Consider the following 17,119-nt stretch of genomic DNA (forward strand, 5'->3'; position numbering starts at 1 on the left):
GATGAGCATGAGCGACGACCGGACCGTAGAGATCGAGGATTACACGGCACCAGCAGGCGGCTGGGGCTCGATGAAGTCGCTTGTTGAAATCTCCGCGCGCGAGAAGGTCGGCCCGGAAGTGATCCGCGAACTGGCCCGGCAGAACAAGCCGGATGGCTTTGCGTGCGTCAGTTGCGCGTGGGGCAAGCCCGCGCATCCGCACGTCGCAGAGTTCTGCGAGAATGGCGCGAAGGCGACGGCGTGGGAGCTGACCTCGTTCCGCGTGACGCCGGCGTTCTTCGAGCAGCATACGGTCAGCGAGCTGATCGGCTGGAAGGACTACGATCTCGAACAGGCCGGGCGGCTCACGCACCCGTTGAAGTATGATGCCGCGACCGACAAATATGCCGCGTGCAGCTGGGACGAGGCGTTCGCGGGCATTGGCGCCAAGCTGAAGACCTATGATCCGACCAAGGTCATCTTCTACGCGTCGGGTCGCGCCAGCCTCGAGACGTCGTACATGTATAGCCTGCTCGCGCGGATGTACGGCAGTCAGAACCTGCCCGACAGTTCGAACATGTGCCACGAGACGACCTCGGTCGGTCTGAAGTCGGCGATCGGGTCGGCGGTCGGCACGATCCACCTGTCGGACTATGAGAAGTGCGACGCGATCTTTTACTTCGGACAGAACCCCGGGGTGAACAGCCCGCGTTTCCTGCATCCGCTGCGCGATTGCGCGAAGCGCGGCGTCGAGATCGTCGTGTTCAATCCGCTCAAGGAGCGCGGGCTGGAGAAATTCCAGGACCCGCAGAACCCGATCGAGATGGTGACGGGCAAGTCGACGCCGATCGCCTCGCAATATCACCAGCTGAAGACCGGCGGCGACGTCGGCGCGATCATGGGGATGTGCAAATATTTGATCGAGGCCGACGACAACGCCAAGCGGATCAATGGCCTGCCGGTGCTCGACCACGCGTTTCTCGCCGAGCACACTACCGGGTTCGAGGCGTTCGCCGAGGTCGCGCGCGCGACCGAGTGGGCGACGATCGAGCATGAGAGCGGCCTGCCCCGCACCGAGATCGAGGCGGCGGCGAAGGTTTATGCCAAGTCGAAGGCGGTCATCGCGGTGTACGGCATGGGGCTGACGCAGCATGTCGGCGGGATCGACAATGTCCACATGGTCGTCAATCTGATGCTGCTCCGCGGCAACATCGGCAAGCCCGGCGCGGGTATGGGGCCGGTCCGTGGTCATTCGAACGTGCAGGGCCAGCGGACCGTCGGGATCACCGAGAAGCCCGAACTCGCGCCGCTCGACAAGCTTGCCGAGCAATATGGCTTCGAGCCCCCGCGCGAGAAGGGTTGGGATACGGTCGAGGCGTGCGAGGCGGTGCTCGACGGCAGCGCGCAGGCGTTCGTCGGGCTTGGCGGCAATTTCGTGCGGGCAATCCCGGATCATGCGCGGATGGAGCCGAAGTGGCGCGCGCTCGATCTGACGGTGCATATCGCGACGAAGCTTAATCGTTCGCACCTTTTGCCGGGCGAGACATCGTATTTGCTCCCCTGCCTCGGCCGGATCGAGACCGACATGCAGGGCACCGGGCCGCAGAGCGTGTCGATCGAGGATTCGTTCAGCCAGATCTATGGGTCGAAGGGCAAGGCGACGCCGGCCTCCGAGACGTTGCTGTCCGAGCCGGCGATCGTCGCGGGGATCGCCAAGGCGACGCTTGCGCCCAATCCGAAGCTCGATTGGGATGCGTGGGTGCGCGATTATGCGCGCGTTCGCGATGCGATCGAGGTGACGTATCCGGACCTGTTCAAGAACTTCAACGACCAGATGTTCACGCCCGGCGGCTTCTGGAAGGGCGTTCCGGCGGCGCACCGTGAGTGGAAGACGAAGAGCGGCAAGGCGGAGATCAACGTGCCGCAGGCGCTGAACGTCACTGGGTTCGAGGAAGCGGAGGGCCGGTTCCGGCTAATGACGCTGCGATCGAACGACCAGTTCAACACGACCGTCTACGGCTATCATGACCGTTTCCGCGGTGTGAAGGGTACGCGCGACATCGTGTTCATGAATCGCAGCGACATGATCCGGATGGGGATCACCGATGGCGACGACGTCGATCTGGTCGGCGATGCCGGTGGCAATTCGGACCGCCGCCTGAACAAGCTCCGCGTGGTCGAATATGCGATCCCCGAGGGCTGCCTCGGTGCGTATTACCCCGAGTGCAATCTGCTCATACCGGTTGCTCACCATGCCCGCGAAAGCCATGTTCCGGCAGCGAAATCCGTGCCGGTGCGGATCGAGAAGACGCGCTGACCGAGCAGCGTATTCTCGGCGTCGTACTGGCGGGCGGACGGTCGTCCCGCTTCGGGTCCGACAAGGCGATGGCGGTTTTGGACGGGCGTGCGTTGGCTGAACATGCGCGGGCACTCCTGTTGTCTCATGTCGAGAGCGCGGTGATCGCGGGACGCGATGGGGCAATCCCTGACCTGCCGAGGGCAGATATCGGGCCATTGGGTGGCATCGCCGGCTCGCTTGGGTATGCGGCCTTACACGGCTTCACGTCGGTGTTGACGATCGCGTGCGACATGCCGTGGTTGCCGGACGGGTTGCTTACGGCGCTGTCCCGACGTGCCTCCGCCTATTGCCCCGACGCCCCGGTGCTCGGGCATTGGGAGACGGGTTTGCTCGGCAATTTGCTGACCCACATCGAGACCGTGCCACGGCGATCGGTGCGCGGTTGGGCGGAGGCGATCGGGGCTATCCCGATCCCGGCGGGTGCGCCTATCCCGAACGTCAACACGCCGCAGGACCTCGATACCTTATGACCACGTCGCGCAACCAAGCGATCAAAATCCTGCGGGCTGACTCGATTACCGCGGGCGAGCGCGCCATCGCGATCGAAGTCCCGGTCGCGATCGAGATCGACGGGCTGGGCTATGCGGTGATGATGATGACGCCCGCCGACCTAGCCGAGTTCACGACCGGCTTCCTGCTGACCGAGCGGCTCGCGGACATTGTCGATGATGTTCGAGACATCGATATCTTCGAGGCTGAGGCGGGTTGGATCGTTCGGGTCGGACTGTCGGATCGGTGCAAGGGCCGTATCCACGACCGCGTTCGCCACAGGACTAGCGACACGAGTTGCGGACTGTGCGGGATCTCCGGGCTCGAACAGCTCCGTAAACCTGTCCCAAGGACACCACCGAAGCCCGATACGCCTGTAGACGCGCTGTTCGCCGCGCTAGGTGGCCTGCGGGCCCACCAGCCCTTGAACGCCGCTACGGGCGCGATCCACGCCGCGGCGGCCTGCGACCGTGAGGGGCGGATGGTTGCGGCGTATGAAGACGTCGGCCGTCACAATGCGCTGGACAAGCTCGTCGGCGGCATCGCGATCAGCGGGCAGCCTATCGACGGCTTCATCCTCGTTACCTCGCGGATCAGTTTCGAGATGGTCGACAAGGCGCTGATCGCCGGGGCGCCGATGCTGGTGGGAATCTCCGCACCGACCAGCCTGGCGATTGATCATGCACGCGAGCACGGCCTGACGCTGCTCGCGCTCGCCCGCAGCGACGCGATCCTGGTGGTCAACGATCCGTGGGAGGTGTTCGCGTAGCAGCAGGCTCGCCGCTGCCACGCGAAACCGGGATTACTTAGCGGCTTGCACCGCGTCCGTCTTCGACGCGACCAGATAGCCGCCGACCACGAAGACCAAGGCACCGATCGTGTTGCCGACGGTGACGATCGCAAGATTGCGGATCATGCCCGCGAGGTCGATCGACGAGTTGGGCACCAGCAGGCCGAGCGTCAGCGCGGTCATGTTGGCGACCGAATGCTCGAACCCGGCGGCGACGAACGCGAGCAGGATCCAGGCCATCGCGATGCACTTGGCGGTGTCGCCGGTCATCCGCGCCGCAGTCCAGATCGCGAGGCAGACGAGCCAGTTGCACAGGATCGCGCGGGCCATCAGCGCGGTCGCGTCGACCGACACCTTGTGCAGGACGTACGCGTGGAACATCGTATCGGCGTTGGCGAAGATCGCACCGCCCCCACCTGCCGCGAACACCAGCGACAGTACCACGCCGCCGACGAGGTTGCCGATCCACACGACGACGGCGAGCTTGAGTGCGTCTCCGATCGTGATCGTCCGGCGTGCGAGGCCGAAGCCGAGATACATCACGTAGCCGGTGAACAACTCAGCGCCGGCGAACACGGTGAGGATCAGCCCGAGCCCGAAGGTCGCGCCCATCACCAACGGTCGCACCCCGGGTTCGAGCCCCGAGCCCGTGCTGAGCGCGAGGATCATCGCGATGCCGATATACGTGCCCGCTAGGATCGCGCCAGCGAAGAACCCCGCGGGAGAGCGCCGCAGCGCCTCCGCCTTGGTCGCCGCGAGGGTCGCGTAGGTGTCGATCGTCGACGAATAGCCGGTGCTCATGCGTGTACTTTACTCTCGTGCCCGACGATCCCCGCGCGCACCACGCCGCGATCCGAACCCATGTCGGCAGCGGCGGGACGGACGGTCACCGGGATGGATTTGTAGGACGGGGTGAAGCTCTGCGGATCGTGATCCTCGAGCGCGATCAGTGGCTGCGTCTCGGGGTAGTAGGAGGCGACGCAGCCATCGGGCAGCGCGTAGCGGACCAGCATCAGCTTCTGCACGACACGATCGGGCCGGGCGAACTGAAGCGCGGTAGCGATATCGACGACGTCGCCTTCCTTGTGCCCCAGCCGTGCCATGTCGCGCTCGTTCATGAACAGGATGTCGCGGCGCCCGAATACGCCACGATAGCGATCGTCGAGGCTGTAGACGGTGGTGTTGTACTGATCGTGCGCGCGCAGCGTGGTGAGCCGCAGCACAGTCGGATCGCCCGCGCTCTCGTCCTCCTCGACACCCTTGGTGACGAGGAAGTTGGCCTTGCCGCTATCCGTCTTCCACTCGCGCATCGCCGCGGAGTTCGGCAGGTGGAAGCCACCCGGCTTGCGGATGCGCGCATTGTAGTCGGCGAACGCCGGGAACACTGCCTCGATCTTGTCGCGGATCAGGCTGTAGTCGCCGACATACGCATCCCAGTCGATCTCGATCGGCGCGCGGCCCTTCGCGGCAAAGGTCGCCTTGGCGATCTCGCCGACGATCCAGATCTCCGACTTCACGTTGTCGCCCGGTGGCATCAGGAAGCCGCGCGAGGCGTGGACCATCGACATCGAATCCTCGACCGTGACCGATTGCTGGCCGGTGGCCTGCATGTCGAGTTCGGTCCGCCCCAGGCACGGCAACACATACGTCGCCTTCGCCATCAACAACTGCGTGCGGTTGAGCTTGGTGGTGATGTGGACCGCGAGATCGAGGTTGCGGAAGCCTTCCGCACACGCCTGCGGATCGGACGAGGCGATCGCGAGGTTGCCGCCGAGGCAGACGATCGCCTTGGCATGGCCGTCGCGCATCGCCGCAATGCTCTCGACCACCGAATGGCCGTGCTCGCGTGGCGGTTCGAACCCAAACACGTCGCGCATGTTGTCGAGCAGCAAGGGCATCGGTCGCTCGGTGATGCCGACGGTGCGGTCGCCCTGGACGTTGCTGTGGCCCCGCAGCGGGCAGATGCCCGCGCCTGGCCGGCCCATATTGCCGCGGAGCAGGAGCAGGTTCGCGATCTGCTGGACGTTGGTCGTGCCGGTGCGATGCTGCGTGACGCCCATGCCGTAGCAGCAGATCGTCGACTTCGACTTCGAATAGGCGAGCGCGACTTCTTCTAGATCGGTGCGCGAAAGGCCGCTGGAGCGCTCGATATCCGCCCACTCCGTCGTGGCGAGATCGGCGATATAGTCGTCGAGCCCCGCGGTATGCTCGGCGATGAACGCGTGATCTAGCGCGGGCTCGCCGCCGGAGACCTTTGCCGCCTCGTCGAGCGCGACCAGTGCCTTGGCGATGCCCTTCAGCGCAGCCGCGTCGCCGCCGACCTTCACCTGGTAATAACTGCTCGCGATCGGGGTCGCCGACATCGTCGCCATCTCGACCACCGACTGCGGCGATTCGAAGCGTTCGAGCGAGCGTTCCTTGAGCGGGTTGAAGACGATGATCTTGCCGCCGCGCTTCGACACTTCGCGCAGCGTCGCCATCATCCGCGGATGGTTGGTGCCGGGGTTGTGGCCGATCGACAGGATCAGGTCGGCATGGTCGAAATCCTCTAGGCTGACGGTGCCCTTGCCGATACCGATCGACTTCGGCAGCCCAACCGAGGTCGCCTCGTGGCACATGTTGGAACAGTCGGGGAAGTTGTTGGTGCCGTAGAGCCGCACGAAGAGCTGGAACAGGAACGCCGCCTCGTTCGAGCAGCGGCCCGAGGTGTAGAACTCGGCCTGGTTCGGATCCGGGACGGCGGCGAGACCGGCGCCGATCTCGCGCATCGCATCCGCCCAGCTCACGACCTCATAGTGATCGGTGGCGGCATTGTAGCGGAGCGGCTCAGTGACGCGGCCCTGGTCCTCGATCCAGTGATCGCTCTGCTTCCAGATGTCGGACACGCTGTGCGCGGCGAAGAAGTCGGCGCCGATCGTCTTGGCGGTGGATTCCCACGCGACGGCCTTTGCGCCGTTCTCGCAAAATTCGAACGAGGAGGTATGTTTTGGATCGGGCCATGCGCAGCTCGGGCAATCGAAGCCATCGGGCTGGTTCGACTTGAGCAGCGTCTGACCGCCGCGGACGACGATCTGCTGCGCCTTCAGCGAGACGGCGACCGCCTTCAGCGCGCCCCAGCCACCGGCCGGACCCGTGTAATCGGCGATCCCATCAGGGCGTTTGTCGCGCATACTCGTATCTCCCGAACGGCCGGGCCGACGCGTGCGCCCGAGATGCGGCACACTGGCTGACCATTAACCCAAGGCAATAGAAGCGGATTTTGCGATTGCGAAGACGAGTTTCCCGCAGTTGGTGATCGCTTGCGTCGGTCTGCGGGGATTCGCCGGCGGCGCCGTGCGCCCGGTCCGAAATGGTAGCGAAGGAGGGACTTGAACCCCCGACCCCAGGATTATGATTCCCGTGCTCTAACCAACTGAGCTACTTCGCCGTACCGTCCGTCAGGGAAGCATTCTTCCCTGCGAGGCGCGGCCTATAGGAAGCGGTTTCGAGGCGGTCAAGCGAACATGTGCCGGGAAATCGCTTCCCATGGTCCGCCGCGGTACCACCATGCGCCCAGACCGGCGATTTCGACGTCCTTCGGGGTGAAATCGCGCTGCAGATTGCCGAGCAGGAGCTTGGCGACTTGCGGGCTGACCTTGTTCTGGATCGTGACGTGCGGACGCCAGCCGCCGGCGTCCTGAGGGGTGAGCATTCCGGTGAACGCGTCGGCGAGGCGCTCACGGATGCCGACCAGCTCGGGAGACTCGATCCGGTAGGCGACACCCCGCCCTAGCGACATCAGGCCGCCCACACGGGCCTGTGGAGCACGGATGCCGCGCGCTTCCTGGTTGAGGCGGTGCTTGAGCTCGTCGAGGCCCGAGGGCGGCAGGTGGTGGAACAGCGTCAGGTGCGCGTCGAGCTGGTTGCGCTCGGGCGGGAAATGCTCGCGGCGCATGGAGTCGAAGAACGCGGTGTCCTTGCGGCCGAACAGGGCGGTGACGATGATCGGGGCTACTTCGGTTGGGCCGGTCATCAGAAAGACACCGCCCCGGCGAAGGCCGGGGTCCAGTTGGGAAATGTCGATGACGGACGTTGCGTTTCGTTACTGCAACCTTTCCGACTGGACCCCGGCCTCCGCCGGGGCGGTACGGCTTTGGCGGACCGTATGGTGTAAATCATCAAATCTCGACCTGACTGCCCAATTCAACGACGCGGTTCGTCGGCAGGCGAAAGAACTCCATCGCGCTTTCTGCATTGCGCAGCATCCACGCGAACAGCTTTTCGCGCCAGATCATCATGCCGGGCTTGTCCGACGCGAGCAGCGTCTGGCGGGATAGGAAGAAGCTGGTGTCCATCATCTTGAAGTCCGCACCGCAATTATGGACCTGGCGCAGCGCCGCGGGGACGTCGGCGTCCTCCATGAAGCCGTAGCGCAGCACGAGGCGGTGGAAACCGTCGCCGAGTTCCTCGCGCACCGCACGGTCATGCGCAGGCCAATAGGGCTGGCCGACGATCTTGACGGTGAGCAGGATGACGCGCTCGTGCAGCACCTTGTTGTGCTTGAGGTTGTGGAGCAGCGCGTGCGGCACGCCGTCCGCGGTCGAGGTCATGAATACCGCTGTGCCCGGCACGCGCGATGCCGAACTCGCCGCCGAGCCGATGAAGACCTTTATCGGCATCGCAGCCTCGTGCATCCGGTCGATCATCAACTGCCGCCCCTTCGACCACGTCGTCAGGAAGGTGAAGATGATGAACCCGACCAGCAGCGGGAACCAGCCGCCGGCCGGCACCTTGGTCAGATTGGCCGCGAAATAGGCGCCGTCGACGGTAAAGAAGATCGCCAGCAGCGGGATCGCCGCGATCTTCGGCCAGTTCCAGAGGCGGAATAGGACGACGCCGAGCAGGCACGTGTCGATGAACATCGCCCCGGTCACCGCAATCCCGTACGCGCTCGTCAGGTTCGACGAGGTGCGGAAGAACAGCACGAGCAGGATCACCATCACCATCAGCGCGCCGTTGACGAGCGGGATGTAGATCTGGCCGGCGGTCGAGGCGCTGGTGTGCTCGATCCGGAGGCGCGGGATGAAGCCGAGCTGGATCGCCTGCTGCGTTACCGAGAACGCGCCCGATATTACCGCCTGCGAGGCGATCACCGCGGCCATCGTCGCGAGGATGACGAGCGGAAGCTGGAGGCTTTCGGGGGCGAGATTGTAGAACGGGCTGACCAGCGCCTCGCGACCATCGCGGAACAGCAGCGCGCCCTGCCCCATGTAATTGAGGATCAGCGCGGGGAGTACGAAGAACAGCCACGACAGGCCAATCGGCTTCCGGCCGAAATGCCCCATGTCCGCATACAGCGCTTCCGCGCCGGTGACAGCGAGGACGACCGAGCCGAGTGCGAGGAACGCCCGCTCGGGATCGATGATGAAGAACTCGACCGCATAATGCGGCGACAACGCCCAGAGCACCTCGGGGGTCTGGACGATGCTGAGGATTCCGAGCACCGCGATGACGCTGAAATACACCAGCATGATCGGCCCGAACACGAGGCCGATGCGCGCGGTGCCGCTCTTCTGCACCCAGAACAGCCCAATCAGGATGACGATCACGATCGGCAGCACCAGTCCGGCAAAGGCGGGCGCGGCGACCGCAAGGCCCTCGACCGCGGACAGCACCGACACCGCGGGCGTAATCATGCTGTCACCGTAGAACAGCGCCGTCGCGAACACGCCGAGCAGGATGATGCCCTTGCTCCAGCGCTTGGTCTTGGTCTTGCCCGAGACGAGTGCGAGCAGCGCGAGGCTGCCGCCTTCGCCCTTGTTGTCGGCGCGCATGATGATGATGACGTACTTGACCGTCACGACGATCATCATCGACCAGAACATCAGGCTGATGACGCCCATGATGTGCGCCGCGTCGAGCGCGAGCTTGTGGTGGCCGGCGAAGGTCTCGCGGAAGGCGTAGAGCGGGCTGGTGCCGATATCGCCGAAGACGATGCCGATAGCACCGAAGGCGAGCTTCAGCATGCCGTCGGAGTTGTGATGCCCCGGCTCGAGATCAAGATTGGCGGGTGGCACGGTCGAGGCCGCGGCGGTCTGGTCGACGCTCACTGGACGGTGAATCGACCCGGAAGTGCAGCAATCTTCATCGAATTTCCGATTTCACCCTGTGCCCCAAGCGCGCGCATTTAGCATGAGGGCCGGAAGGCGGCAACGGCGAGGCGGGCAACGTGGATTAACTGGGGCTGATCGGACTAGTATCGAAGCGTTGCCTACACTTGCTCCCCTCCCTGGAAGGGAGGGGTTGGGGGTGGGTCGGCCTGCTTGTGCCGCCGACGTTCGGTAATGCGGAAGCCGACCCACCCCCGCCCCTCCCTTCCAGGGAGGGGAGAAGAGTCGCCGGCGTTCAGCGCCTTATCACCTCGCGGATGACGAAGTGCGAGGCGAGCCGGGTTACCCCCGGCAATTGCGACAGAGTCTCGCGGTGGATGCGTTCGAACGTCTCGCCGTGACGGATCTCGACGTGGAGCATATAGTCCGCCTCCCCGCTCATCAGGAAGCACTGGACGACCTGCGGACACTCGACGATCTCCGCCTCGAACGCCGCCATCGTCTCCTTGCGCTGATCCCGCAGCGTGACGTTGACGAGTACGATGCTCGGATCACCGCGCGCTGCCTGCGACAGCACCGCACGGTAACCGACGATCGCGCCGCTCTCCCGAAGCTGCGCGACCCGGCGATGCGCGGCGCTCGCCGACAGTCCGACCGCGTCGCCGAGCTCGGCGCTGGTGAGGTCGGAATTGGCGGCGAGCAGGTCCAGAATCCTGCGTTCGATCGTGATGCTCAAGATTATCCCGTTTCGGCGGCGATGGGTGCAATCATCTTGCAGATGCGGTATCGTACCGCGACCAGTTTGCGAACCCTTCCCGTCCAAGACGCGCTAGTATGGCGCAAACGATAATGGAGTGGAATCAATGCGCGTCGGTGTCCCCAAGGAAATCAAGAACCACGAATATCGCGTCGGGCTGACCCCGCCATCGGTCGCCGAACTGGTCGCCGCGGGCCACGAGGTCGTCGTCGAGACGCAGGCCGGATCGGGCATCGATTTCGAGGACCAGGACTATGTCGACGCGGGTGCGACGATCCTGCCGACCGCCGCCGCGGTGTTCGCCGGGGCCGACATGATCGTGAAGGTCAAGGAACCGCAGCCGAGCGAGATCGCGATGCTCGAGCCGCGCCATCTGCTGTTCACCTATCTCCACCTCGCCGCGGACAAGCCGCAGGCCGAGGGGCTGATGAAGTCCGGCGCGACCTGCATCGCGTACGAGACCGTCACCGACAACCGCCGCGGGCTGCCGTTGCTCAAGCCCATGTCGGAAGTTGCGGGCCGCATGTCGGTACAGGTCGGCGCGCATTATCTCGAGAAGGAGCAGGGCGGACGTGGCGTGCTGCTCGGCGGCGTTCCCGGTGTCGCGCCCGCCAAGGTTGCGATCCTCGGCGGTGGCGTCTCGGGCGTCAACGCGGCGCAGATGGCGGTCGGCATGCGCGCCGACGTGACGATCTACGATATCTCGAACGATCGCTTGGCCGAACTCGACATGTTCTTCTCCAGCCAGATCAAGACGGCGTATGCGTCTAAGGCGGCGATCGTGGCTGCGGTGAAGAACGCGCATCTGGTCATTGGCGCGGTGCTGGTGCCTGGGGCTGCTGCACCCAAGCTGGTCACGCGCGAAATGCTGAAGACGATGAAGCGCGGCTCGGTGCTGGTCGACATCGCGATCGACCAGGGCGGGTGCTTCGAGACGTCGCACGCGACGACGCACGAGGATCCGGTGTTCGAGGTCGACGGCGTGATCCATTACTGCGTCGCCAACATGCCGGGCGCCGTGGCGCGCACGTCGGCGTTCGCGCTGAACAATGCGACGCTGCCGTTCGCGCTGAAGCTCGCCAACCTGGGTGCCGAGGCGGCGATGAAGGCCGACCCGCACCTCGCCAACGGGCTGAACGTCTACAAGGGCAAGATCGCGTACAAGGCGGTCGCCGATGATTTAGGTTTACCTTACGAAGCATGGGCGGGCTGACTCGGGAACGGATACGGAACACGGGTGTTGGACAGGGGAAAGGAATTTCCAATGTCCGACACCCCGAACCCCAAGTCCGAACCATTCTCGAACGCCGAGAAGGACCCAGACGACTGGACCACCGGCGACGAGAAGATGACCGGTGCGCAGGCGAGCTACCTCAAGACGCTGTCCGAGGAAGCGCATGAGGAATTCGACGAAACGCTGACCAAGGCGGATGCGTCGAAGAAGATCGACGAGTTGCAGTCGAAGACCGGTCGCGGGCAGTAAGCGCTTCCTTACAGTCACCCTTTTCTCGTCATCCTGACGAAAGTCAGGATCCAGAGCCAAATAGCTTTGCGTTCATGGCTCTGGATCCTGGGTCGAGCCCAGGATGACGGGACTATTTTTGGCTTGAGTTCGGCACGTCCTGCATGGCTAGGAACCGATCCAGCAAAGCCAGACGCGTAGCGACCTCGCCTCGGTATGAAATATTAGCCGGCGTCAACGCCAGCGCTTTAGCCCAATACGGTCGAGCCGTCGCGAACTCCCCGGCCCGCACATATGCTAGCCCGAGAAAAAACGGCGGCGCCGGATGTTTGGGCGCCAGTCGCATCGCCTGCTGGAACGCGAACAGCGCGGGAGGCGAAACCTGATTCGCATCGTGCGCCGCCAGCGCGTTGGCGAGCCCCGTCCACATCACCACGCTCTTTGGAGCTATCCTGAGCCCTCCGAGCAATACCTGCACAGCCGCGCGACGGTCGCCGATCCGCGTCATCGCGTCCGCCGCAACTAGGTACGCCGCCGCGCCCGTATACCGCTCGAGCATCTGGTCGCGCAGTTCGAGCATCGCGCTGTCGTCCGGCGTCGCTGCAAGCCCGGGCGACGCTTCATGGCCGGCAAGTCCTGGCTGCCCCTGCCACGCATACCCCGCCGCGCCGAGCATCAGCGCCGCCGCGACCATCGACCAAAGGACGCGGTTCACCTTCAGCACCGCGAGCAGCGCAAACGCACCGGCTCCGATCGCGGCCAGCCAGACGTAACCCATCAGCGTGTCCTCCGCCGAAAGCTCGACCGCGAGATCCAGCCGCCGATGCCAAGCAGCAAGATCGGCGCTAGCCACAATGGCCACGTGAGCCCCGATAGCGGCGGATCGTACGTCACGTAGTCGCCGTAGCGCGCGATCAGCCAGTCGCGGATCGAGGCAGGCTTCTCGCCGCGCTCGATCCGGTCGCGGACGAGCGCGCGCATGTCGGCCGCCATGTCGGCATCGCTGTCGGCGATCGACTGGCCCTGGCAAACGAGGCAGCGCAGCGTTTCCATGAGCGCTCGGGCGGAGGCTTCCTTGGCGGGGTCTGCGAGTTGCACGTTCGCGTAGTGCGCTGGCGGTGTGACCGGCTGGGCGAATGCCGGCGAAATGCAGAGCAACAGCGCCGCAACGACCTCCCCTCCCGCTCGCGGGAGGGGTCGGGGGAGGGCATGACGCGAACGTGCGGTTGGTGAGGAAAGAGAAGCCCCTCCCCTAACCCCTCCCGCGAGCGGGAGGGGAACTTGGTTGGCCACCCTCACCGCGCGTCCTTCACGGCTAGCACGATCTCGGCGACATTCTCAGGCCGGATATCGCCGATGATCTGCTTCACGACGATCCCGCGGCCGTCGATCACGAACGTCTCGGGCACGCCCGACGAGCCCAGCGCCAACTGCACTTGGCTGGCCCGATCGCTGCCGATCCGCTCGTACGGATCGCCGTTACGCCGCAGGAACCCGGCAATCGCCGGCGCGGTGTCGCGGATCGCGATCGCGTCGATCGGCACGCCCATCGCTTTCAGGCGCATCAGTTGCGGCGCTTCGGCGATGCACGGAATGCACCAGCTTGCGAAGACGTTGAGCAACCGCGGCTTGCCCTGCCGGAACGACGCGCTGGTCAGACCCGGTTTGCCTGGGACCATCGCCGGCAGCGCGAAATCGGGGAGCGGTTTGCCGACCATCGCCGATCGCACCACCTTCTCCGCCGGCCGGAACAGCCCGCTCGCCACCACCGCGAACAGCAGCGCGAAGATCGCCAGCGGCGCCCAGAGTGCGAACCGCTTCATGCCCATTCGGCCCGTATCGCGGCCCGTCGCTCGCGGAGCAACCGACCGATCAGCGACAGCATGCCGCCGAGCGCGATCAGCACGCCGCCGAACCAGATCAGCGTCACGAACGGCTTCCACCAGAGGCGGAGCTGCCAGCGCCCCTGCCCGTCCGGCTGGCCGAGCACGGTATAGAGCTGGCCGTCGAGCACCGTCAGTATGGCGGACTCGTTCGTGCTCGTCGGCGGGTTGGCGAAGAAGCGGAGTTGCGGGCGGAGGATGCTCTCGCTGCCACCGCGCGTCGCGGTCAGGCGGGCTTCCAAGGCCGACCAGTTCTCGCCGATCACCGGCGAGATCCCGTCGAGCGTCACGGTGTATGGCCCGACCCGCGCCGGCTCGCCTGCGCGCACCGCGACCAATGTCTCCTTGGTGAACGCGCTGTCCGACGCCATCCCGGCTAGGCTGACCGCAATGCCGAAATGCGCGATGACCATGCCGTAGGTGAACAGCGGCGTGCGCTTCAGGTTGCGCTTCCACAGAGGCGCGACGCTGGCGACGGCGAGCCCGGCGGCAAGCGAAAGCCCGGCCCAAGGGAGCACGCCCGGCCAGACGAACAGAAGTGCGATCGCCGCCGCCAGCGTCGCGCCGATCGGCAGCATCACGCGGCGCAGTACCGCCTTCGCATCGTCGCGGCGCCAGCGCAGCAGCGGCCCGACTGCCATTACCGCGACGAGAAGCAACGCGATTGGCCCCGCCGCCTTGTTAAAGAACGGCGGCCCGACCGACAACTGCACGCCAAAGCTCGCCGCGACGATCGGATAGAGCGTGCCGATCAGGACGATGCCGAGGATCACCGACAACAGCAAATTGTTCGCGACCAGCCCGCCCTCGCGACTGACCGGATCGAAGGTCGTGCCCGCACGGACGGTGCCGATCCGCGCGGCGAACAGCGCCAGCGCCCCGCCGATGTAGATCGCCAGCAACGCCAGGATGAACGCGCCGCGCTCCGGATCGACTGCGAACGCGTGCACGCTGGTCAGGATGCCTGAGCGCACCAAAAAGGTGCCGATCATCGACATCGAGAACGCGACGACCGCCAACATGATCGTCCAGGCGCGCAGGCCGTCGCGGGTTGCGAGAACGGTCACCGAATGGAGCAGCGCGGTGGCGGCGAGCCACGGCATCAGCGAGGCGTTCTCGACCGGGTCCCAGAACCACCAGCCGCCCCAGCCGAGCTCGTAATACGCCCAATACGACCCCGCCGTGATGCCGAGGGTGAGGAATATCCAGGCGATCAGCACCCAGGGTCGCATGGCCTTGGCAAACGCCGGGCCGACGTCGCGCGTGACGAGGGCACCGACCGCGAACGAGAACGCGACCGAGAGGCCGACATAACCGGTGTAGAGCGTCGGCGGGTGGAACGCCAAGCCGGGGTCCTGCAACAGCGGGTTGAGCCCGAGGCCGTCGGCGGCAGCGGGGTTCAGTCGCGCGAATGGGTTCGAGGAGAAGAGCAGGAACGCATAGAAACCAAGCGCGATCGTCGCCTGTGCGCCGAGCGTCGCGGTGAGCGTACGTTCGGGTAGCGAGCGTTCGAAGATCGCCACCGCCCCGCCGGCCAGCCCGAGGATCGTTACCCAGAGCAGCATCGAGCCTTCATGGTTTCCCCATGCGCCAGCGAACTTGTAAAGCCACGGCTTGGCGGAATGACTGTTCTCGACGACCAGTTTGACGGACATGTCGGAGTCGCGGAATAGCTCGATCAGCAGCGCCATCGCCAGCAGTGCGAGTAACCCCTGGACGATCGCCACCGGCCGGACCGCCGCTGCGACGTCTTCACGACCGCGTGCAATGCCGATCGCTGCCATCATTAGCTGCAACGCCGCGAGCGCGCCCGCGAACCAGAGCGCGGCGAGGCCTGCTTCGGCGATCACTGCTGGGCGTCCGGTTCGAGCGTCTTGGTTTCGTGCATCTTGCCGGCCATCTGCGGCGGCATGTATTTCTCGTCATGCTTGGCGAGCAGGTTCGACGCGACGAAACTGCCGTTGGGCTGGAACTGGCCTTCGGCGACGACGCCTGATTTCTCGCGGAACAGGTTAGGGACGATGCCCGCGAAGACTACCGGCGTGGTCGCCTGTCCATCGGTGACGACGAACTGCACGGTCACGCCGTCCGCGGCGCGCTTTAACGAGCCGCCCTCCACCATCCCGCCGAGCCGAACCGCACGGCCTAGCGGGAGGCCATCGCGACGCACGTCGGAGGGCGCATAGAAGAATGCGGCCTGATCCTTCAATGCGGACAGCGCGAGCAGCCCCGCGACAACGACGGCACCAAGCGCAAGCAATGCCAGCGTCAGGCGTTGATGCTTGGCCTTCATTTCTCGGACCTACGCATCGCCAGATAGCTTAGCAACGCAATGATCGCGCCGCCTCCTAGCGTCACGACATACGCGGCAGTCACGAACGGCCAGGGGTTCATGCGGCTACCTTCACGATCTCGCCATCCTGCGCATGCGCGCCTCGGCTTTCGCAACGGCCAGCATCGTCCGCATCCGCATCAGGACTATCCCCGCGAACACGAAGGTAAAGCCGGCCAGCATGATCGGCAGCGGCCACAGGATCGAGCCATCGATCGTGGACTTGGTCAGCCCGATGCTCGGCCCCTGGTGCAGCGTGTTCCACCACACCACCGAATAGCGGATGATCGGCAGCAGCACCGACCCGGCGATCCCGTAGAGCGCCGGCACGCGCCCGTCGCCGCCACGATCAGCATCGGCCTTCGCAAGCGCCATGTAGCCGAGATAGACGAAGAACAGCAGCAGCATCGAGGTCAGCCGGCCATCCCATTGCCACCACGTTCCCCAGGTCGGCCGTCCCCAGATCGAGCCGGTCATGAGACATAGCGCCGCGAACACCGCGCCCGGCAGCGCGATCGCACGCGCCGCGACGCTGGCGAGTGGGTGGCGCCAGACCAGAAACATGATGCTGGAGATCGCGATCCCGCTCCAACCGCCCATGCCGAGCCAGGCGGCGGGGACGTGGATGTAGAGGATGCGGACCGTCTCGCCCTGGAGATAGTCGGGTGGGGTCTGCGTGAGGCCTGCCCAACACCCCAGCACGATCAGCGCGACGCCGGCCCAGAACAGCGCTGGCGTCAACGGCTTGGCGATCTTCAGGAAGCGCGCGGGGTTTGCGAAGGCGTGTAGAGTGGCCACTGGTGATAGCCATTATGACAACAATACGAGGCTGTCACCTTGGACTTGAGCCCCTCTCCCCGCCGGGGAGAGGGAGGGGCCCGCCGCGCTTGCGGGGGGAGGGTGAGGGGATTGGGGCTAGGGTCGTTTACCCCAACTCCCCTCATCCGGCACTTTGTGCCACCTTCTCCCCGGAGGGGAG

The 17,119-nt window shown here is 65.2% G+C and carries 16 protein-coding genes and 1 tRNA gene; 5 read left to right on the forward strand and 12 right to left on the reverse strand.

Features of this window, described 5'->3' with window-relative positions:
* Positions 1 to 7: 7 nt before the first annotated feature.
* From E5673_RS14950 to fdhD, 3 genes are read left to right on the forward strand one after another with little or no spacing between them, the layout of a single operon-like run.
* The gene (locus tag E5673_RS14950) at positions 8 to 2,296 is read left to right on the forward strand and encodes an FdhF/YdeP family oxidoreductase (protein ID WP_136190633.1); all 2,289 of its coding nucleotides are present in this window, start codon (positions 8 to 10) and stop codon (positions 2,294 to 2,296) included.
* A gap of 26 nt (positions 2,297 to 2,322) precedes the next feature.
* A complete protein-coding gene (locus E5673_RS14955) occupies positions 2,323 to 2,808 on the forward strand; it encodes a molybdenum cofactor guanylyltransferase (RefSeq protein WP_281727896.1) in 486 nt (161 codons plus the stop codon).
* Positions 2,805 to 3,596 (forward strand): formate dehydrogenase accessory sulfurtransferase FdhD, encoded by a 792-nt coding sequence (gene fdhD, locus E5673_RS14960; RefSeq protein WP_136190634.1) that lies wholly within the window; start codon positions 2,805 to 2,807, stop codon positions 3,594 to 3,596. The genes E5673_RS14955 and fdhD overlap by 4 nt, the downstream gene beginning before the upstream one ends.
* 33 nt (positions 3,597 to 3,629) lie before the next feature.
* On the opposite strand, the gene E5673_RS14965 is transcribed toward fdhD, so the two are convergent.
* From E5673_RS14965 to E5673_RS14990, 6 genes are all read right to left on the reverse strand, one after another.
* On the reverse strand, positions 3,630 to 4,418 hold the full coding sequence (locus E5673_RS14965; RefSeq protein ID WP_136190635.1) for a formate/nitrite transporter family protein: 789 nt from the start codon (positions 4,416 to 4,418) through the stop codon (positions 3,630 to 3,632).
* Positions 4,415 to 6,787, reverse strand: coding sequence for an FdhF/YdeP family oxidoreductase (locus E5673_RS14970; protein WP_136190636.1), 2,373 nt, complete (start codon positions 6,785 to 6,787; stop codon positions 4,415 to 4,417). The genes E5673_RS14965 and E5673_RS14970 overlap by 4 nt, the downstream gene beginning before the upstream one ends.
* 180 nt (positions 6,788 to 6,967) lie before the next feature.
* Positions 6,968 to 7,044: transfer RNA gene (locus tag E5673_RS14975), tRNA-Met, on the reverse strand.
* Positions 7,045 to 7,110: 66 nt separating this feature from the next.
* On the reverse strand, positions 7,111 to 7,629 hold the full coding sequence (locus E5673_RS14980; RefSeq protein WP_136190637.1) for a 2'-5' RNA ligase family protein: 519 nt from the start codon (positions 7,627 to 7,629) through the stop codon (positions 7,111 to 7,113).
* Between the two features lie 145 nt (positions 7,630 to 7,774).
* Entirely contained in the window at positions 7,775 to 9,673 is a 1,899-nt protein-coding gene (locus tag E5673_RS14985; protein ID WP_247599693.1) for a potassium transporter Kup, read from the reverse strand.
* A gap of 328 nt (positions 9,674 to 10,001) precedes the next feature.
* Positions 10,002 to 10,442: an Lrp/AsnC family transcriptional regulator gene (locus E5673_RS14990; protein WP_056048254.1), complete on the reverse strand. Its 441-nt coding sequence runs from the start codon at positions 10,440 to 10,442 to the stop codon at positions 10,002 to 10,004.
* A 127-nt stretch (positions 10,443 to 10,569) separates the two neighbouring features.
* Between E5673_RS14990 and ald the strand changes: the two genes are divergently transcribed.
* Together ald and E5673_RS15000 are read left to right on the forward strand one after the other, a co-directional pair.
* Positions 10,570 to 11,676, forward strand: coding sequence for an alanine dehydrogenase (gene ald / locus E5673_RS14995; RefSeq protein WP_136190638.1), 1,107 nt, complete (start codon positions 10,570 to 10,572; stop codon positions 11,674 to 11,676).
* A 51-nt stretch (positions 11,677 to 11,727) separates the two neighbouring features.
* The gene (locus tag E5673_RS15000) at positions 11,728 to 11,946 is read left to right on the forward strand and encodes a DUF3072 domain-containing protein (RefSeq protein WP_056058060.1); all 219 of its coding nucleotides are present in this window, start codon (positions 11,728 to 11,730) and stop codon (positions 11,944 to 11,946) included.
* A gap of 112 nt (positions 11,947 to 12,058) precedes the next feature.
* On the opposite strand, the gene E5673_RS15005 is transcribed toward E5673_RS15000, so the two are convergent.
* The 6 genes from E5673_RS15005 to ccmC all read right to left on the reverse strand — a co-directional run bounded on the left by E5673_RS15005 (position 12,059) and on the right by ccmC (position 16,938).
* Positions 12,059 to 12,787, reverse strand: coding sequence for a hypothetical protein (locus E5673_RS15005; RefSeq protein WP_247599414.1), 729 nt, complete (start codon positions 12,785 to 12,787; stop codon positions 12,059 to 12,061).
* Positions 12,703 to 13,074, reverse strand: coding sequence for a cytochrome c-type biogenesis protein (locus E5673_RS15010; RefSeq protein WP_247599694.1), 372 nt, complete (start codon positions 13,072 to 13,074; stop codon positions 12,703 to 12,705). Before E5673_RS15010 ends, E5673_RS15005 begins: the two co-directional genes overlap by 85 nt.
* Before the next feature lie 146 nt (positions 13,075 to 13,220).
* Entirely contained in the window at positions 13,221 to 13,748 is a 528-nt protein-coding gene (locus tag E5673_RS15015) for a DsbE family thiol:disulfide interchange protein (protein ID WP_136190640.1), read from the reverse strand.
* Positions 13,745 to 15,658: a heme lyase CcmF/NrfE family subunit gene (locus tag E5673_RS15020; protein ID WP_136190641.1), complete on the reverse strand. Its 1,914-nt coding sequence runs from the start codon at positions 15,656 to 15,658 to the stop codon at positions 13,745 to 13,747. The genes E5673_RS15015 and E5673_RS15020 overlap by 4 nt, the downstream gene beginning before the upstream one ends.
* A complete protein-coding gene (gene ccmE / locus E5673_RS15025; protein ID WP_136190642.1) occupies positions 15,655 to 16,101 on the reverse strand; it encodes a cytochrome c maturation protein CcmE in 447 nt (148 codons plus the stop codon). The genes E5673_RS15020 and ccmE overlap by 4 nt, the downstream gene beginning before the upstream one ends.
* Before the next feature lie 111 nt (positions 16,102 to 16,212).
* Positions 16,213 to 16,938: a heme ABC transporter permease CcmC gene (gene ccmC / locus E5673_RS15030; protein WP_136190643.1), complete on the reverse strand. Its 726-nt coding sequence runs from the start codon at positions 16,936 to 16,938 to the stop codon at positions 16,213 to 16,215.
* Positions 16,939 to 17,119 lie beyond the last annotated feature (181 nt).

The sequence above is a fragment of the Sphingomonas sp. PAMC26645 genome (genome assembly GCF_004795835.1).
Lineage (GTDB): Bacteria > Pseudomonadota > Alphaproteobacteria > Sphingomonadales > Sphingomonadaceae > Sphingomonas.